This is a genomic window from Streptomyces sp. P9-A2 (assembly GCF_036634175.1).
GTDB lineage: Bacteria > Actinomycetota > Actinomycetes > Streptomycetales > Streptomycetaceae > Streptomyces > Streptomyces pratens.
On record NZ_JAZIFX010000001.1, the window covers coordinates 6,836,084 to 6,852,740 of the forward strand.

At 71.5% G+C, this 16,657-nt stretch carries 17 protein-coding genes and 2 pseudogenes; 11 read left to right on the forward strand and 8 right to left on the reverse strand.

All coding sequences use genetic code 11. The features are described 5' to 3' along the window. Position 1: 1 nt before the first annotated feature. Positions 2-808, reverse strand: coding sequence for a hypothetical protein (locus tag V4Y04_RS37885; protein WP_443080109.1), 807 nt, complete (start codon positions 806-808; stop codon positions 2-4). Positions 809-1,106: 298 nt separating this feature from the next. Between V4Y04_RS37885 and gcl the strand changes: the two genes are divergently transcribed. After that, positions 1,107-2,852, forward strand: a complete 1,746-nt coding sequence (gcl, locus tag V4Y04_RS30950) for a glyoxylate carboligase (protein ID WP_332431669.1) — start codon at positions 1,107-1,109, stop codon at positions 2,850-2,852. 109 nt (positions 2,853-2,961) lie between these two features. Here gcl and V4Y04_RS30955 read toward each other — a convergent pair whose 3' ends face one another. From V4Y04_RS30955 to V4Y04_RS30965, 3 genes and pseudogenes are all read right to left on the reverse strand, one after another. Further along, the gene (locus V4Y04_RS30955) at positions 2,962-3,204 is read right to left on the reverse strand and encodes a hypothetical protein (protein ID WP_332431670.1); all 243 of its coding nucleotides are present in this window, start codon (positions 3,202-3,204) and stop codon (positions 2,962-2,964) included. 54 nt (positions 3,205-3,258) lie between these two features. After that, positions 3,259-4,160, reverse strand: a pseudogene (locus V4Y04_RS30960) (2-hydroxy-3-oxopropionate reductase). Positions 4,161-4,199: 39 nt separating this feature from the next. Beyond that, complete coding sequence (locus V4Y04_RS30965; protein WP_332431671.1) at positions 4,200-5,066, reverse strand: TIM barrel protein; 867 nt, start codon at positions 5,064-5,066, stop codon at positions 4,200-4,202. 341 nt (positions 5,067-5,407) lie between these two features. Here V4Y04_RS30965 and V4Y04_RS30970 point away from each other — a divergent pair, with 341 nt between their 5' ends. Further along, positions 5,408-5,584 carry a hypothetical protein gene (locus V4Y04_RS30970; protein ID WP_332431672.1) on the forward strand — a complete coding sequence of 59 codons (177 nt, stop codon included), beginning with the start codon at positions 5,408-5,410 and terminating at the stop codon, positions 5,582-5,584. Positions 5,585-5,745: 161 nt separating this feature from the next. On the opposite strand, the gene V4Y04_RS30975 is transcribed toward V4Y04_RS30970, so the two are convergent. Further along, on the reverse strand, positions 5,746-7,431 hold the full coding sequence (locus V4Y04_RS30975; protein WP_332431673.1) for a ribonuclease J: 1,686 nt from the start codon (positions 7,429-7,431) through the stop codon (positions 5,746-5,748). A 708-nt stretch (positions 7,432-8,139) separates the two neighbouring features. Here V4Y04_RS30975 and V4Y04_RS30980 point away from each other — a divergent pair. From V4Y04_RS30980 to V4Y04_RS31005, 6 genes are all read left to right on the forward strand, one after another. Beyond that, complete coding sequence (locus tag V4Y04_RS30980; RefSeq protein WP_332431674.1) at positions 8,140-8,391, forward strand: hypothetical protein; 252 nt, start codon at positions 8,140-8,142, stop codon at positions 8,389-8,391. Further along, on the forward strand, positions 8,388-8,756 hold the full coding sequence (locus tag V4Y04_RS30985; RefSeq protein WP_332431675.1) for a helix-turn-helix domain-containing protein: 369 nt from the start codon (positions 8,388-8,390) through the stop codon (positions 8,754-8,756). The genes V4Y04_RS30980 and V4Y04_RS30985 overlap by 4 nt, the downstream gene beginning before the upstream one ends. A gap of 210 nt (positions 8,757-8,966) precedes the next feature. After that, entirely contained in the window at positions 8,967-9,494 is a 528-nt protein-coding gene (gene uraD, locus V4Y04_RS30990) for a 2-oxo-4-hydroxy-4-carboxy-5-ureidoimidazoline decarboxylase (RefSeq protein WP_332431676.1), read from the forward strand. A gap of 13 nt (positions 9,495-9,507) precedes the next feature. Then, complete coding sequence (uraH, locus tag V4Y04_RS30995) at positions 9,508-9,915, forward strand: hydroxyisourate hydrolase (RefSeq protein WP_332431677.1); 408 nt, start codon at positions 9,508-9,510, stop codon at positions 9,913-9,915. Positions 9,916-9,920: 5 nt separating this feature from the next. Beyond that, positions 9,921-10,841, forward strand: a complete 921-nt coding sequence (gene pucL, locus V4Y04_RS31000; RefSeq protein ID WP_332431678.1) for a factor-independent urate hydroxylase — start codon at positions 9,921-9,923, stop codon at positions 10,839-10,841. A 29-nt stretch (positions 10,842-10,870) separates the two neighbouring features. Beyond that, positions 10,871-12,250, forward strand: coding sequence for an 8-oxoguanine deaminase (locus tag V4Y04_RS31005; RefSeq protein WP_332431679.1), 1,380 nt, complete (start codon positions 10,871-10,873; stop codon positions 12,248-12,250). A gap of 111 nt (positions 12,251-12,361) precedes the next feature. On the opposite strand, the pseudogene V4Y04_RS31010 reads toward V4Y04_RS31005, so the two are convergent. Then, positions 12,362-12,598: pseudogene (locus tag V4Y04_RS31010) on the reverse strand (hypothetical protein); the annotation flags it as partial. Between V4Y04_RS31010 and V4Y04_RS31015 the strand changes: the two are divergent. Then, on the forward strand, positions 12,588-12,791 hold the full coding sequence (locus V4Y04_RS31015; RefSeq protein ID WP_332433162.1) for a hypothetical protein: 204 nt from the start codon (positions 12,588-12,590) through the stop codon (positions 12,789-12,791). The pseudogene V4Y04_RS31010 and the gene V4Y04_RS31015 sit on opposite strands and share 11 nt — an antisense overlap. Positions 12,792-12,834: 43 nt before the next feature. Here the strand turns inward: V4Y04_RS31015 and V4Y04_RS31020 are convergent, their stop codons facing one another. Then, complete coding sequence (locus V4Y04_RS31020; protein WP_332431680.1) at positions 12,835-13,257, reverse strand: acyl-CoA thioesterase; 423 nt, start codon at positions 13,255-13,257, stop codon at positions 12,835-12,837. A 59-nt stretch (positions 13,258-13,316) separates the two neighbouring features. Further along, complete coding sequence (locus V4Y04_RS31025) at positions 13,317-13,976, reverse strand: hypothetical protein (RefSeq protein ID WP_332431681.1); 660 nt, start codon at positions 13,974-13,976, stop codon at positions 13,317-13,319. Positions 13,977-14,156: 180 nt separating this feature from the next. Here V4Y04_RS31025 and V4Y04_RS31030 point away from each other — a divergent pair, with 180 nt between their 5' ends. Together V4Y04_RS31030 and V4Y04_RS31035 are read left to right on the forward strand one after the other, a co-directional pair. Then, entirely contained in the window at positions 14,157-14,948 is a 792-nt protein-coding gene (locus tag V4Y04_RS31030; protein WP_332431682.1) for an IclR family transcriptional regulator, read from the forward strand. Between the two features lie 283 nt (positions 14,949-15,231). Then, complete coding sequence (locus tag V4Y04_RS31035; RefSeq protein WP_332431683.1) at positions 15,232-16,590, forward strand: MFS transporter; 1,359 nt, start codon at positions 15,232-15,234, stop codon at positions 16,588-16,590. Positions 16,591-16,657 lie beyond the last annotated feature (67 nt).

Below are 16,657 nucleotides of genomic sequence, written 5' to 3' on the forward strand. Positions count from 1 at the left end.
CTCAGGAGCGGGTGGCGTCCAGCGCGTCGGCCGGGGCGTTCACCGGTTGCGGGGTGCCGGTGAGGTCGAGCAGGAACAGCGGGACACCCAGGCGGTCGGCACGCTCCCGGGCGTCCGGAGTGTACCCGGTGAGGGTGACGTACAGACACCGCGCGGACTCCGACATGGACATGAGCCACAGGCACTCCACGTCCCGCGACGTCACCGGACGCGCCGACGGGTCGACCAGGGCGAGGACACCCTGGCCGGCCAGCCCGATGCCGAACGGGGGACGCCGGTGGGCGCGGCGGATGTCGTCGTGGCCGAGCAGGCGCAGATACAGCACGGTCGCCGTGACCGCGTCCCGCGCGGTGCGGATCGGCACGGAGGGGATGTCAGGGCGGCGTGGAGCGGGTCCGGCGGCCGCCGGCGACTCCGGTGCAGGGGTGCCGTCCGGTGCAGGTGCGGCGTACGAGTCAGGTGTGCCGTACGAGCCAGGTGTGGCGTACGAGTCAGGTGTGGTGCCCGAGGCGGGTGAGGGGGATCCGTCCGGGGCGGGAGGGGTTCCCGGGCCGGTCACCGGGATCCGCAGCACCGTCCCGCACGGGCAGCCGAACTCCGGTCGCGGCCACTCGCCGGGCCGCCCGCAGCGTCCGCAGCGCACGGTGACCCACTCCTCCTGCCAGACGCGATGGACGACCGGTGTCGGCGCCGCGTCCGGATCCAGCGGCGGCACGACCGGCGCGCCGCACACGCACGGGTACGACGGCGCCGTGTAGCGGTGCTCGCTCCGACAGGCCGGACAGCGTACGGACACGCTCTCGGGCATGGCCCACCACTTCCGTTTCCGGACGACGTCCTCAGCTCAGGCCGGCGCCCCCATCGTCCTCCCACGACCCCCGGCCTGTCCGGCAGTTGCCGTTCCCGGACACACACCTCCGGCACGGAGGCCGCACGCACACCGCTCCCTTGACGGCCTTTGCGGGACCCGCTTACATTCATTCCAGATAGCAGAAATAAGTTTCCGTAATACGGAAGTCAGAGTGAGAGTCGATGCGGCCGGGAGGAGGGCTCACCGCAGGGCGCGACGGGAGTGCGTATCCGAACAGTCGAAGCAGGAGTGCTCCATGGCTCGAATGACCGCTGCCCGCGCGGCAGTCGAGATCCTCAAGCGTGAGGGCGTCACCGACGCGTTCGGTGTCCCCGGCGCGGCGATCAACCCGTTCTACGCGGCACTCAGGGAATCCGGCGGCATCACCCACACCCTCGCCCGCCATGTCGAGGGTGCCTCGCACATGGCCGAGGGCTACACCCGCACCCGGCCGGGCAACATCGGCGTCTGCGTCGGCACCTCCGGTCCGGCCGGGACCGACATGATCACCGGCCTGTACTCCGCGACCGGCGACTCCGTCCCGATCCTGTGCATCACCGGCCAGGCCCCGACCGCGGTGATCCACAAGGAGGACTTCCAGGCCGTCGACATCGCCGCCATCGCACGGCCGGTCACCAAGCTGGCGGTGACCGTCCTCGAGGCCGCGCAGGTTCCCGGCGTCCTCCAGCAGGCCTTCCATCTCATGCGCTCAGGCCGGCCGGGCCCCGTTTTGATCGACCTGCCGATCGACGTGCAGCAGACGGAGATCGCGTTCGACCCCGGCACGTACGAGCCGCTGCCGGTTCACAAACCCGCCGCGAGCCGCGCCCAGATCGAGAAGGCGCTCGGCATGCTGAACGCCGCCGAGCGCCCGCTGATCGTGGCGGGCGGCGGAGTCATCAACGCCGACGCGTCCGAACTGCTCGTGCAATTCGCCGAGTTGACCGGCACACCGGTCGTGCCGACCCTGATGGGCTGGGGTGTTCTCCCCGACGACCACGAGCTGAGCGCCGGGATGGTCGGCCTCCAGACCTCGCACCGCCACGGCAACGCGACCTTCCTGGAAGCCGACTTCGTCCTCGGCATCGGCAACCGCTGGGCCAACCGCCACACCGGCCGGCTCGACGTCTACACGGCCGGCCGGACCTTCGTCCACGTCGACGTCGAACCCACCCAGATCGGGCGGATCTTCGCCCCCGACTACGGCATCGCCTCCGACGCGCGCGCCGCGCTGGAGCTGTTCGTCCGGGTCGCGAAGGAACACAGGGCCCGGGGCACGCTGCCCGACCGTTCCGCCTGGGCGGCGACGGCCCAGGAGAAGCGGGCCACCCTCCAGCGGCGTACGCACTTCGACGACGTCCCGATCAAACCGCAGCGCGTCTACGAGGAGATGAACCGGGCCTTCGGCCCCGAGACCCGGTACGTCTCGTCCATCGGCCTCTCCCAGATCGCCGGCGCCCAACTGCTCCACGTCCACCGCCCGCGGCACTGGATCAACTGCGGCCAGGCCGGCCCTCTCGGCTGGACCGGCCCGGTGGCACTCGGTGTGGCCAGGGCCGACCCCGGAGCCCAGGTCGTCGCCCTGTCCGGCGACTACGACTTCCAGTTCATGCTCGAAGAGCCGGCCGTCGGGGCACAGCACAGGCTCCCGTACATCCACGTGCTGCTCAACAACTCCTACCTCGGCCTCATCCGGCAGGCGCAGCGGGCGTTCGGCATCGACTTCCAGGTCAGCCTGGAGTTCGAGAACATCAACGCGCCCGAACTGGGCGTCTACGGCGTCGACCACGTCCGGGTCACCGAGGGCCTCGGCTGCAAGGCGATCCGGGTGACCGACCCCGCCGAGCTGGGCGCGGCACGCGGGCCGTCGCGGAGCAGCGCGATCTCGTGCGGTGTCCGCCGGGCGTCGGTGCATCGAGTGCAGTGGACGCAGCGGGTGCAGTCGCCCATGGTTCCCCCTGAAGCGGGGCCCGCCGCCCCCGTGCCGGCGGGCCCCGTGTGAGGGGTTCCTGCCCGGTGACGGGGGTGCCCGAAGCCTCCAGGGGACGGTTCAGAGGTTTATTTGAGGGTGCCGTAGCGGGTCTACGGCCGCTGCCGTAGGCCGGTGGCGGTCAGGCCTCGTGGTGCTGCTCCTCCGACAGACCCGGCCAGTCCTCGGGGCCGCCACCCTGCCACTCGATGAGGTCTGCCCCCTCGACGTCGGTGACGTAGAGATCGGCGAGCCGCAGGATCTCGCCCACGTCGTCGATGTGCGAGGCGACGCCCAGCGTCTCGTCGCCGGAGGTGACCCGGCGCGAGCCGTCCAACGCCGGGGAGTGCACCACGATGTGCGGATGCGCCGTGGGATCTGCCATGTCTCCAGGCTGCTGCCTGCCGGGCGGATCCGCACCCGGGGGGTCCCGGCGTACTCAGGTCCGGGTGCCGGACAGGCGTTCCACCGCGCGCAGCAGCGCGGAGTGGTCCAGTCCGCCGTCGCCCTGCGCGCGCAGGCTCGCGACGAGTTGCGCGACGACGGCGCCGACGGGCAGGGCCGCGCCGACGGTGCGGGCGGCGTCGGTGACGATGCCCAGGTCCTTGTGGTGCAGGTCGATCCGGAAACCGGGCTCGAAGTCCCGGCCGAGGAAGTTGTCCTTCTTGCGGGTCAGTACGGTCGAGCCCGCGAGGCCGCCGTTCAGGACGTCCAGCGCGGCCGCCAGGTCCACGCCGGACTTCTCGAGGAAGACCACGGCCTCGGCGCACGCCTGGATGTTGACGGCGACGATCAGTTGGTTGGCGGCCTTCACGGTCTGCCCGGAGCCGTGCGGACCGCATCGGACGACGGTCCTGCCGAGCACCTCGAACAGGGGTTTCGCGGCGTCGAAGTCGGCCTGTTCACCGCCGACCATGATGGACAGCACCGCCTCGACGGCACCCGCCTCACCGCCGGACACCGGGGCGTCGAGCACACGGATGCCCTGTCCTTCGCGGCGGCGGCCAGGTCGACGGACGTCTGCGGGGTGATCGAGGACATGTCGATCAGCAGGGCGCCGGGCCGCGCGTTCTCGAGGATGCCGTCGGGCCCGTACGCGACGGCCTCGACCTGCGGGGACGCGGGCACCATCGTGATGATCACGTCCGCGTCCCGGACCGCCCCGGCGACCGAAGAGGCAGGGGTGCCGCCCGCGGCGGCCAGCCGGTCCAGCTTCTCCTGCTCCAGGGTGTGGCCGGTGACGTCGTAGCCCGCCCCGATCAGGTTCTCGGACATGGGGGAGCCCATGATGCCGAGGCCGATCCAGGCGATCCGGGGAAGGGTGTCGGGGGCGTCGCTCATGGTGGGAGGCCTCTCTGCACACGCAGGGACAAGAGATGATCAGCGGGCCGCACGGGCCGCACGGGCCTCAAGGGGCAGCCAGTCGAATGCCTCCGCGCTCGGCCGGTCGCCTGGCTTGTACTCCAGACCGACCCTGCCCGTGTAGCCCGCTGTGCGCAGACGGCCGAGGAGGTCCTCCAGCGGGAGCACGCCCGTGCCGGGGGCGCCGCGGCCGGGGCTGTCGGCGATCTGCACATGGCCGGTCCTCGTGGCGTACCGGTCGATCACCGCCGGCAGGTCCTCCCCGTTCATGGCCAGGTGGTACAGGTCCATCAGGAACCGGGCGTTGCCGAGCCCCGTGGCCGCGTTCACCCGGTCGACGACCTGCACCGCGGCCGGGGCCGACACCAGCGGGTACCGCGGCGACTCGGTCCGGTTCAGCGCCTCGATCAGCAGCGTCGCGCCGATCCGGTCGGCGGCGTGGGCGGCGAGGGCGAGGTTCTCCAGGGCGAGCGCGTCCTGCTCGGCCGGGTCCACGCCCTCGACGCGGTTGCCGTACAGCGCGTTGAGGGCCGTACAGCCGAGGGGCTCGGCGAAGTCCGCGGCCACGTCGACATGGGCGCGGAACCGCTCCGACTCCTCACCCGGGAGCGACAGGGCGCCGCGGTCGGGGCCGGGGAGCCGTCCGGCGTAGAAGTTCAGGCCGGTGAGCCGGACGCCGGCGTTCTCGATCGCTTTTCTCAGCCCGTCGAGTTCGGACCGTGCGGGTGCCGGCGAGCCGGCCCAGGGCCACCACAGCTCGACCGCGGTGAAACCGGCCGCGGCGGCTGCCGCGGGGCGTTCCAGGAGCGGGAGTTCGGTGAAGAGGATCGACAGGTTGACGGCGAAGCGCTGGTCTGCGGCGGCACTCCACTCAGCACCTGGCATCGGGGCCGTGCTCCCTTCCGATCACGCCAATCACTCCTTGAATTCCGGATCGTGGAACATTTCTTCTACTTATCGGAAGATTGCCTGTGGATCTCGAGGGCTGTCAAGGGGGAGCGGGTGACAAGGGCGCGCGAAGCCGTACCGGATGCCGGTGTCCCGGTATCCGGCCGAACGGCCGGCACCCGATGAACGTCGTAGGTCATCAGCGCGTGCCAGGACCCGGGAGAAACCACCTGCCGCGCTCCTGGCCGGCCCTGGGTCCGGCCCGTTCGCTCCCGCCTGTCCGCCCCGTCCGGCTTCTGGGGTTCGGACCGAGGATCGTCCGGTGTCGCCCGGGCCGTGTGTCCGAGACCCGGTCCGCCGACGGTGACGCCCAGTTCGGTGTGGGGCAGCCCGGCCGGACCGAGCTCCGCCGGCGCGATTTCGCCGACGCGATCTCGCCGGCGGTGAAGAGGCTGGACATCAAGAACTCGTCGCCGGGCTCGACCTCGTACACCTCCTCGCCCGAGACCGGATGACGGCGCCGTCGCAGACCGATCTCACCGATCGGTGTCTCCTGCCGGTCGAGCTCCTCGAAGCGCGGACTCATCCGTCCGCCTTTCTGATGTCCGCCGGGCAGGGGTGCCGCCGAGGTGGCGCCCGGAAGGCCGCGCCCCGGGTGATACGGGGCGCGGTCCGGTCAGGCGTCGATGATGACGGGGATGATGAGGGGTTTGCGGCGGTGGGTGCGGAACGCCCAGTTGGCCACGGCGCGGGCGACGAGCTGTTCGAGCTGGTGTGCGTCGCCGATGCCTTCCTCGGCGGCGGTGGCCAGCGTCTTTTCGATGAGGGGGATGACGGGTTCGAACGTGGTCTCGTCGTGTACGAAGCCGCGGGCCAGGAAGTCGGGTGCCTCGGCCAGCGCGCCGGTGTCGGCGTCCACGATCGCCACGACCGTGACCACGCCTTCCTCGGCCAGGGTGAGACGGTCCTTGAGGGATGCCTCGGTCGCGCCGCCGACCTCCATGCCGTCCACGTAGACGTTGCCCGCGGGCACCTTGCCGGTGATGGACGCGCGCCCGTCGACGAGGTCGACGACGACCCCGTCCTCGGCGACGACGACCCGTTCGGGGGCGACTCCGGTGCGGATGGCGAGGTCGGCGTTGGCCCGCAGATGGCGCCACTCGCCGTGGACGGGCATGACGTTGCGGGGCTTGACGATGTTGTAGCAGTAGACGAGCTCGCCGGCGCTGGCGTGCCCGGAGACGTGCACCTTGGCGTTGCCCTTGTGGACGACGTGGGCGCCCCACCGGGTCAGCCCGTTGATCACCCGGTAGATGGCGTTCTCGTTGCCGGGGATCAGGGAACTGGCGAGCAGGACCGTGTCGCCCTCGCCGATGCGGATCTGATGGTCGCGGTTGGCCATCCGCGACAGCGCGGCCATGGGTTCGCCCTGCGATCCCGTGCACACCAGGGTGATCCGGTGGTCGGCGAGCTTCTCCAGTTCCCTCGTGCTCACGACCAGACCGGAGGGGACCTTCAGATAACCCAACTCGCGGGCGATGCCCATGTTGCGGACCATCGAGCGGCCCACGAACGCCACCTTGCGGCCGTGCTGGTGGGCGGCGTCCAGGACCTGCTGGATGCGGTGCACATGGCTGGCGAAGCTGGAGACGATGACCCGCCGGGGCGCGGTACGCATCACCTGCTCGATCGCCGGATTCAGTTCCCGCTCGGAGGTGGTGAAGCCGGGCACTTCGGCGTTGGTCGAGTCGGTGAGGAACAGATCCACGCCCTCCTCGCCCAGGCGGGCGAAGGCGCGCAGGTCGGTGATGCGGTCGTCGAGGGGGAACTGGTCCATCTTGAAGTCACCGGTGTGCAGCACCAGCCCGGCGCCGGTACGGATCGCCACGGCGAGGCTGTCCGGGATGGAGTGGTTGACCGCGACGAACTCGCAGCCGAAGGGGCCGAAGCTCCGCCGGTCGCCTTCCTTCACCCGTACCGTCCGCGGCCGGATGCCGTGCTCCTTGAGCTTGGCCTCCAGGAACGCCAGCGTCAGCTTCGACCCGACGACGGGAATGTCGGACCGCTCACGCAGCAGATAGGGCACGCCCCCGATGTGGTCCTCGTGTCCATGGGTCAGGACGATGGCCGCGATGTCGTCCAGACGGTCCCTGATCGACGTGAAGTCGGGCAGGATCACGTCCACTCCGGGCTGTGTCTCCTCGGGGAACAGCACCCCGCAGTCCACGACGAGCAGTTTGCCGGCGTGTTCGAAGACGGTCATGTTGCGGCCGATTTCGCCCAGACCGCCCAAGGCGGTGACCCTCAGCCCTCCTTCGGGCAGTGGCGGGGCGGCTTTTAGTTCGGGGTGCGGATGGCTCATACCCTGACGTTAGCCGAGGCGTTCCCGGCGGGCCGCCCCACGTCGGTGTTCTTCGGTGCCGCAGCCTCCGACCTCGGCGTACGGCTGCCGCTGGACGCCGTCGTCGGCCCCGCCCCACCGCCTGGTTCACGCAGGCCCGCCCGGCGCTCGTCGTCCTGGCTGCCCTGTCGGTCGCCGTCGCACTCGCTGTCCTGTCGGCCAGGCTCCCGCGCACGGCCGTGGACACCACACCGGGCCGACCGGAGCCGCCGCCACGACGGTTCGGACGTACTGGGAGCTGTCCCCTGCACGCTACCTGTCCGCTTGCCGGCCCAGGGGGGCCGCGGTGACGCCGGTGGTGGGGCCCGGCTCCTGCCGGGATTCCGGCCTGGTTTCTGTCCGTGGGCCAGGCGTTGCGGTGTCTGCGGGCAGACGCTCGGAGCCGACGGGCCGGTGCGCGCTCGACGGGGCGGCCGGACGTAGGACGACCGGCTGTTGGGCTGTGGCGCTGCGCGGGCGGCTTGGCCACGTGCGGGGTGGAGGTATGCGCCGGTCGGTTAGGGTCACCTCGTGGTGGACGAAGTGTCTCCGTCCCGGTGAAATCGATCGGCCCGGGTGCATCGCGGTGGTGAAGCAGTCGACTGGTGCATCCCTGGTGTGCCCCGATGTGCTCTCGCGGTGGGTGATCTGGGTAAAAAATGCAGGTCAGAGGCGTTTTCTGGGGGCGCAGTGCGATTGAGAGTGGAGTTCACGACCGAGCCCTTCGATCTGGACGAGGCGCCCGCGCATGCGGTGGTGGCCCGGGAGGTCGTGGAGGGGGCCGCGCTGGACTCGGTGGACGTCGGGCCGTTCGGGAACACCGCGGAGGGCGGTGCCGACGTGGTCCTCGCCGCCGTGGACGTCCTGCTGCGCCGAAGCCTGGAGGCCGGCGCGACCCGGATCTCGCTCCAGGTCAACGTGATAGCGGAGGCCGAGGGATGAGCGGCGGGGCGGACGAGGCGTTCATCGCCGCCGTCAAGCCGCTCGTCGAGGCCATGGGCGGGCGGCTGCTCCCGCCCGACGAGGCCGGTCCCGACGACGTCGTCCTCGCCTGGGAGGGCGCCGATGTCGTCGCTGTGCGCCTGCCCCAGCTAGCCGACTCCCTCGATCACATCCTCGCCGCGCTGGAGCGCCGGCAGGGCAGGCCCCTCGCCGACCTGGACCGCAGGGCCAAGCAGGAGATCGTGCGGAGCCTGGAGGCGCGCGGCGCCTTCGCCGTCCGGCACGGCGTCGAGACGGTGGCGGGCGCGCTCGGCGTCAGCCGCTTCACCGTCTACAACTACCTCAACCGGGAGAAGGGCTCCTGAGACTTCCCTCAAAGCCCCTGAAGGGCTTCCGGTGAGCTTCTGCCTGGTTCCTGACGGGCCCGGACGGGCCCGCGGCCGGTCGGTGAGGGCCGTCCGCCCCTCTCACCCCTCCCGTTCTTCAACAAACTGTTGACGCAGTGGCCCGGGGCGGCGTTAGCTGTTCGTACGCCCGTTCCGCAGGATGACCGGTCCCGGCTGGGGGAGGCTTGTGTGACGTCCGCTTCCACGCCGCAGGGCCTGGCCCGCTTCAACGCCCTGGGGGAGAGCGAGGCTCTCGCCGCCCTCCACGAGGTGTGCGCCTCCACGGCGTGGGCCCGGCGGCTGCTCGCCGGCCGCCCGTACGCGACCGCCGGCGAGCTGTACGCCGCCGCCGACGCCGTCACGAGCGGGCTGACCGCGGCGGACCTCGACGAGGCGATGGCCGGGCATCCGCCGATCGGCGGACCCCGGCCCGGGGACCCGGCCTCGGCGCGGGAGCAGAGCGGCATGGCCTCCGCGCCGGACCGCCTCAAGGCGGAGATGCTCGAGCTGAACCTCGCCCACCAGGAGAAGTTCGGCCATGTGTTCCTCGTCTGCGCCACCGGCCGGACCGGCGAGCAGCTGCGCGACGCGGCCAGGGAACGCCTGGGCAACACGCCGGAGCGGGAACGCGAGACCGTCCGCACCGAGCTGGGGAGGATCAACCGCATACGCCTGGCCCGGCTGGTCGAAGCGGACCGGCAGCCCCGACATCCCTAGGAGCAGTGCCCGTATGAGCACCGAGACCACCGCTTCCGTCTCCACGCACATCCTGGACACCAGTGTCGGCCGCCCCGCCGGGGGCGTAGCCGTCCAGCTCTCCGCCCGCCCGGGCCGGGAGGCGCGCTGGCAGGCGCTCGGCGGCTCCGCGACCGACGCGGACGGGCGCTGCAAGGACCTCCCGGCGCTGCCGGAGGGCATCACCCACGTACGGCTCGACTTCGCCGTGGAGTCGTACTTCGAGCCACAGGCCACCGACAGGCGAGCCGAGGCACGGCAGGACGCCCCCGCGCACCGGGACAGCGGCACCGGAGCGTTCTTCCCGGAGGTGGCGGTCACGTTCGCCGTCGTACCGGGCGAGCACTACCACGTACCGCTGCTGCTCAACCCGTTCGGCTACTCCGTATACCGAGGGAGCTAGCAGACATGCCCACGATTCTCGGCCGGAACCAGTACGGCAAAGCGGAGAACCGCGTCGTCAGGATCACGCGCGACGGCGCCACCCACCACATCAGGGACCTGAACGTCTCCGTCGCCCTGTCCGGCGACATGGAGGACGTCCACCACTCCGGCTCCAACGCCAACGTCCTGCCGACCGACACCACCAAGAACACCGTGTTCGCCTTCGCCAAGGAGCACGGCATCGAGTCCGCCGAGCAGTTCGGCATCCACCTCGCCCGGCACTTCGTGACCTCCCAGGAGCCCATCCACCGGGCCCGCATCCGCGTCGAGGAGTACGCCTGGGACAGGATCACGACCTCCGGCGCCCACCGGCGGGAGCGCGGCGAGCACTCCTTCGTCCGAAAGGGTCAGGAGACCCGGCTCACGCAGGTCACCTACGACGGCGAGCGGTGGGAGGTCGTCTCGGGCCTGAAGGACCTGACGGTGCTGAACTCCACCGACTCCGAGTTCCACGGCTTCGTCAAGGACAGGTACACGACCCTGAAGGAGACCCGGGACCGCGTCCTCGCCACCTCGGTCGCCGCCCGATGGCGGTTCAACTGGACCGACGACGGGCACCCGATGCCCGACTGGGAGACGTCCTACGCGCGGACGAGGCAGCACCTGCTCCAGGCCTTCGCCGAGACGTACTCCCTGTCCCTGCAGCAGACGATGTACCGGATGGGCGCGCGGATCATCGAGCACCGTGAGGAGATAGACGAGGTCCGCTTCTCCCTCCCCAACAGTCACCACTTCCAGGTGGACCTGGAACCCTTCGGGCTCGACAACGACAGCGCGGACGGCGCCGTGTACCTCGCCGCCGACCGCCCCTACGGCCTGATCGAAGCCACGATCCTGCGCGACGGCTGCGAGGCGCTCATCCCGGCGGACCTCACCAACCTCTGAGAACAAGGACGATCTGGAGAGACGAACCCATGGAAGCAGTCCGGCGCACCGTCATCGAGAACTGCGCGATCGCGACCGTCGACGCGAAGGACACCGAGTACGCCTCCGGGCACCTCGTCCTCGCCGGCCACCGCATCGAGTCGCTCGGCGCGGGCAGGCCCCCCGAGGGCCTGGAGAACGTCGTCCGCCGCATCGACGCCACCGGACACCTGGCCACGCCCGGCCTGGTCAGCACCCACCACCACTTCTACCAGTGGCTCACCCGGGGCCTGGCCACCGACCGGAACCTGTTCGACTGGCTCGTCGCGCTGTACCCGGCCTGGGCGCGCCTCGACGAGCCGATGGTGCACGCCGCCGCCCGGGGCTCCCTCGCGATGATGGCCCGCGGCGGTGTCACCACCGCCATGGACCACCACTACGTGTTCCCCCGCGGCTCCGGCGACCTGTCCGGCGCCGTCCTCCGCGCCGCCCGCGACATGGGCGTCCGCTTCACCCTGGCCCGCGGTTCGATGGACCGCGGCGAGAAGGACGGCGGCCTGCCCCCGGACTTCGCCGTGGAGACGCTCGAAGACGCCCTCGCCGCGACCGAGGAGACCGTCCGGCAGCACCACGACACCTCCTCCGACGCCATGACCCGGGTCGCCGTGGCACCCTGCTCCCCGTTCTCCGTCTCCACCGAACTGATGCGGCAGTCAGCGGAGTTGGCGCGCAGTCTCGGCGTACGCCTGCACACGCACGGGTCGGAGACGGTGGAGGAGGAGAAGTTCTGCCACGAACTGTTCGGGATGGGCCCGACCGACTACTTCGAGTCCACCGGCTGGCTCGGCGAGGACGTGTGGATGGCGCACTGCGTCCACATGAACGACTCCGACATCGCCGCCTTCGCCCGCACCGGGACGGGCGTCGCCCACTGCCCCTCCTCCAACGCCCGCCTCGCCGCCGGGATCGCCCGCGTCCCCGACCTGCTGGCCGCCGGGGTCCCGGTCGGCCTCGGCGTGGACGGCACCGCGTCCAACGAGTCCGGCGAACTGCACACCGAACTGCGCAACGCCCTGCTCGTGGCCCGCCTCGGCCCGCACCGCGAAGCGTCCTTGACGGTACGTCAGGCTCTGCGTCTGGGAACCCACGGAGGCGCCCGGGTCCTGGGCCGGGCGGCGGAGATCGGCTCGCTGGAGCCGGGCAAGCTCGCCGACCTGGTGCTGTGGCGGATGGACACCCTCGCCCACGCCTCCATCGCCGACCCGGTGGCCGCGCTGGTCCTCGGCGCGCCGGCGCCGGTCACGGCGTCGTTCGTCAACGGCCGCCAGATCGTGGAGGGCGGCCGGCTGCGCACGGCCGACGAGGACGAGATCGCCCGCACCACCCGCGCACAGGCCCGGCGGCTGGCCGCGATCGCGGCGCGGGACTGAGCGCGGACGCGACGCAGGACTGACCGCGGATCCTGAACGGCACACGGACCCGACCGAGTTGTCCCGGGCGGGTCCGCGGGGCCTGTGTGCCGCCTGCTTCAGGTACGCCTGCTTCAGGTACGGCCCGTCCGCTCCGATCTTTCCGGGACCGTCGAGAACGTACACCCGGAGGTTGCCCTTGCCCGGGCCCCCACGGTCAGGGAACCGTTCGAGACGGTCCTCGTGTCACCGGTGACGACATCACGGTAGGTGCCGTTCGGGATGCCCGTGTACGTCGCCGAGCCGGTCACGGTGACGAGCGCGAAACTTGTCGGTGCCACCGGCGGTGTACCGCCACTTGAAGGCCATTATGGCCCGGCCGGCCTGCCCTGAGTGTTCCCGCCGCCAGAGCCAGCGCGCCCACCGCCACCACCACGGCCACCCGGAAGGCCAGCCGATATCCCTCGGCCGTCGCCACTGGGCCGAACGCAACCGGTTCTACATCGCCGAGTCACGAGCGGCCTACGACACCGAACACGGCCCCGAACTGGTCGACGCGTAGCCGTACCGGGGGAACGCTCGCCCCCGGTACGGCCGACGCCGCCCTACAGCCCGAACAAGTCCGGGTCCTTGGCCAGTTCCCGGAAGAGGTCCTGCGGGCTCGGCACCAGCTTGCGCAGCTTGAGGTCCAGCACGCCGCCGACCGCCGTGATCTCGGCCGAGACCGTGCCGTCCGCCCGGGTGATGACCTGCTCGATGCGGAACGTCTTGCCGGTGCTCCAGGAGAAGACGCAGCTCACATCGACCTCGTCGCCGGCGAGCAGTTCGCGCTTGTAGCGGATGGTGGTCTCCAGGGCGACCGGTCCCACACCCCGCGCGGCGAGCGCGGACTGCGTGACCCCCGCTTCATGGAGCAGCGCCCAGCGCGCGTGCTCCGCGTAGTTGAGGTACACGGCCTGGTTGAGGTGACCCTGCACATCGGTCTCGTATCCGCGCACGGTCACCCGGACGGAAAACGGCTCGCTCACTGCTGCCCCTTCGTGCCTGTTCGGTTCGCTGTGTCGAGCACCGATCCTGGCACGCGCCCTCATGCGCGGCGCGGGGAGGCCAGCAGGTACCGGGCCCGCGTCCGCGGCTCCGTGTACTCCCCGGCCTGCCAGCCGGCCCCCTCCAGGGTGACCGCGCAGGCCCGCAGCACCTCGCCGTCCGCTTCGTACACGGCGACGGCCTCCGGCTGCGGTGTCTCCCGCACCCGGTAACCGGCGGCCCCGGCGCTCTCCCCGGCGGGACGGTGCCCGGCGGCCTCCAGGGCGAGCGCGGCGGCCTGTACGAGATGGCCGCGCTCCCAGCCGCAGGGCCGGTCGGTGGCACCGTCCGGGTGCGACATGCGCCGCAACTCCAGCAGTCCCTGCCACGCGCTCCGCACCTCACGCACCCGCGCGGCCCCGCCCTCGGCCGCACCCTTCTCCCCGCCGACCCGAGCGGCGAACACCCCGCCGGAGGTCCCGCTGCCGGAGGTCCCGTCCTCCGGCTCCGGGCCGCTCCTCCCCTCCGCGTCGTCCTTCCCCTCCCGTATCCGGTGCCCCGCCGGCGTCAGGAAGTGACCGTGCGGCGCACGGGGGTGCCGGAACGCCAGCCCGCGCTTGACCAGCCCCGCAAGCTGGGCCTCGGTCCCCTTGAGCCGCCCACTGACCGGATCGGCCGCCTGCACCACCCGCCGCAACCCCGCGCCCAACGCTCTCGTCACCACACCCACCCCCGATCCCCGACCGGTTCGCCGGCCGGCCTTTCCAGCCCTTTCGAAGACTACGGCCGAACACTGACACTCCCCGGGTTCCGCCGTCGCGCCCCTGTGGGAGCCGGCCGGGGCGGAGACCGATCCACTCACGACGCGTGATGTTCCACGACCCGGTCGTAGAATTCCGCTGTGGAGAACTCAGATCGTACGTCGCGGCCCGGAGTGAAATCGCGGAGCGCGGGCGGCAAGCCCGCGCAAGGCCTGGAATCCGTGGAGAACGCCCTCTCCCTGCTGCTCCTGCTCCGCAAGCAGGGGCGTGTGCGGCTGAGCGAGGCCGCCGACGAGCTGGGTGTGGCCAGGTCCACGGCTCATCGTCTGCTCTCCACCCTGCGCGGCCGCGGCTTCGCGGTGCAGGGCGCCGACAAGGTGTACCGGCCCGGCCCCACGCTCTACCGCCTGGGGATGTCCCAGCGCTCCGAGTACGACCTCGTGGAAACCGCCCGGCCGCACCTGCTGTGGCTCAACGGACAGCTCGGTGAAACGGTGCACCTGTCGGTCCGGGCCGGGGCCGAGGCGCGCATCCTGCACAGCATCGAGGGAACGCACGCACTGCGCGTCGGCAGCCGCACGGGCGTGAGCCTGCCCGCGCACCTCTCCGCCGGCGGCAAGGCGCTCCTCGCCGACCTGGGCGTCTCCGAACTCGCCGACATCTACGGCACCCGGCGCACCGCGCAGGCGGACACCGACCCCGAGACACTGCACCGCACGCTCGAGACCGTCCGCAGGCGGGGCTACGCGGTCAATATCGGAGGTACCGAGCGCGGCATCTCCGCGGTGGGCGCCGCCGTGCGGGAGCCGGGCGGCCGCGCCGTGGCGGCGATGATCGTCTCGGCCCCTTCGCTGCGCTTCACCCGCGCCCGCCTCGGTGAGGCGGCCGCTGTGCTCGGGGAGGCGGTGCGCCGCATGGAGGCGGCACTCTGAGCCGGCGGCCGGCGTCCTCGTACGCACACGGCCGAAGCGGGGAGCAGGATACGGCGGCAGGCCCGTAGTGCAAAAAAATGCTCCCCCCTGTACCGCAGAGCGGAACTACTGGACATTTTTGTTGCTCTCTGCGCAACAGGGCTGCTTCCATTCTGGTCACCGATGGGTCATTCGCTTGTCGCCGGAAGGACACCGGGGTCTGCGGAGCCGCCCACCGTGTCGGCGCTCCGCATCGCGGCCCGCCCGGCTCCCTTCCCCCCTCTCCGCGACAGGACGTGGCCGCATGACCACTGATGTTCAAGCACCCGCTCCCGCCCGCGCTTCCGCCCGGCCCCCCGCTCCGGACCCGACGGACCGGCGCACCCGCGCCCTGACCCGTGCGGTCGTCGCCCTGTGCACGGCGGCGATCACGGTCGAGGGGTTCGACCTGATCGTCTACGGCGTGGCGATGCCGTCGATGCTCGCCGACTCGAACCTGGGCTTCGACAAGTCCCTCGCCGGAACTCTCGGCAGCCTCGTCTATCTGGGCATGCTCATCGGCGCCATCGTCTGTGGGCCCCTCGCCGACCGTCTCGGCAGGCGTCGTCTCGTGCTGGCGTCGGGAGTGATCTTCACCCTGTTCACCGTCGGCTGTGCCGTCGCCGCCACGCCCTGGCAGTTCGGCCTCTTCCGGCTGCTCGCCGGCATCGGCATGGGCGGTGTGATGCCGTCCTGCGTGGCCCTCGCGAAGGAGTACGCGCCGCGCGGCCGCTCCGCGCTGGTGGCGACCATCGTCCTCGCGGGCGTTCCGGTCGGCGGTGTGCTCGCCGCGCTCACCGCCGCCGCGTGGGGCGAGTTCCTCGGCTGGCGCGGCCTGTTCGGTGTCGGCGCGGCGCTGTCGACGCTGGTGTTCGCCGGCGCGTACGCCCTGCTGCCGGACTCGCGGCCCGGAGCGGCCGACGCCCCCGACCCCCGAGCCACTCCCCCGACGGTGTCCGCCGGCAGCCCCGAGTCCGCCGGTAGCCCCGAATTCGGCGGAGGCCTCGCGTCCGGCGGACCGACGGCCGAGGCGAAGAACCCCTCACCGGCCCGCTCCGTGCTGTCGGACGGCCGCGCCCGCACCACCGTGCTGTTCGTCGTCGCCAACTTCGCGGTGCTCCTGGCCTGGTACGGCCTGAACACCTGGTTGACCCAGCTGATGCGCGAGATGGACTACCCGCTCGGCTCGGCGCTGCAGTTCACGCTCGTGCTCAATCTGGGCGCCGTGATCGGCTCGTTCGCCATCGCCGCCGTCGCCGACCGGATCGGCCCGCGCTTCGTCACCATCGGCAGTGCGGCGCTCTCCTCGGTCGCCGTCGTCGGCCTGTCGTTGGGCGGCAACACCGTCGTGGTCCTCTGTCTGACCGCGCTCGCCGGTGTCGGTGCCCATTCGTCCCTGACCGTGCTCAACGACTGGGTGGCGTCCAGCTACCCGGCCTCGATCCGGGCCACGGCACTCGGCTACGTCTCGGGCTTCGGGCGCGGCGGCGCGATCGTGGCGCCGCTGCTCGGCGGCTGGATCCTGACGTCCTCCTTCGGCCCGACCACGGTCTTCTACGTCTTCGCCGCGGCCGCCGCCCTGAGCGCCGCGGCCCTCCTCGCCATCCCGAACCGCCGGGCCTGACGCCCCCGCCGCGAAGCGCGACGCCCCGTCTCCAGCAGGAGGCGGGGCGTTCTCATGAGGTGAGGGC

Excerpts from the sequence above, each read along its gene's own strand:
- V4Y04_RS37885 (WP_443080109.1), bottom strand. The coding sequence starts at position 808 with ATGCCCGAGAGCGTGTCCGTACGCTGTCCGGCCTGTCGGAGCGAGCAC.
- gcl (WP_332431669.1), top strand. The coding sequence starts at position 1,107 with ATGGCTCGAATGACCGCTGCCCGCGCGGCAGTCGAGATCCTCAAGCGT.
- V4Y04_RS30955 (WP_332431670.1), bottom strand. The coding sequence starts at position 3,204 with ATGGCAGATCCCACGGCGCATCCGCACATCGTGGTGCACTCCCCGGCG.
- V4Y04_RS30965 (WP_332431671.1), bottom strand. The coding sequence starts at position 5,066 with ATGCCAGGTGCTGAGTGGAGTGCCGCCGCAGACCAGCGCTTCGCCGTC.
- V4Y04_RS30975 (WP_332431673.1), bottom strand. The coding sequence starts at position 7,431 with ATGAGCCATCCGCACCCCGAACTAAAAGCCGCCCCGCCACTGCCCGAA.
- V4Y04_RS30985 (WP_332431675.1), top strand. The coding sequence starts at position 8,388 with ATGAGCGGCGGGGCGGACGAGGCGTTCATCGCCGCCGTCAAGCCGCTC.
- uraH (WP_332431677.1), top strand. The coding sequence starts at position 9,508 with ATGAGCACCGAGACCACCGCTTCCGTCTCCACGCACATCCTGGACACC.
- pucL (WP_332431678.1), top strand. The coding sequence starts at position 9,921 with ATGCCCACGATTCTCGGCCGGAACCAGTACGGCAAAGCGGAGAACCGC.
- V4Y04_RS31005 (WP_332431679.1), top strand. The coding sequence starts at position 10,871 with ATGGAAGCAGTCCGGCGCACCGTCATCGAGAACTGCGCGATCGCGACC.
- V4Y04_RS31035 (WP_332431683.1), top strand. The coding sequence starts at position 15,232 with ATGACCACTGATGTTCAAGCACCCGCTCCCGCCCGCGCTTCCGCCCGG.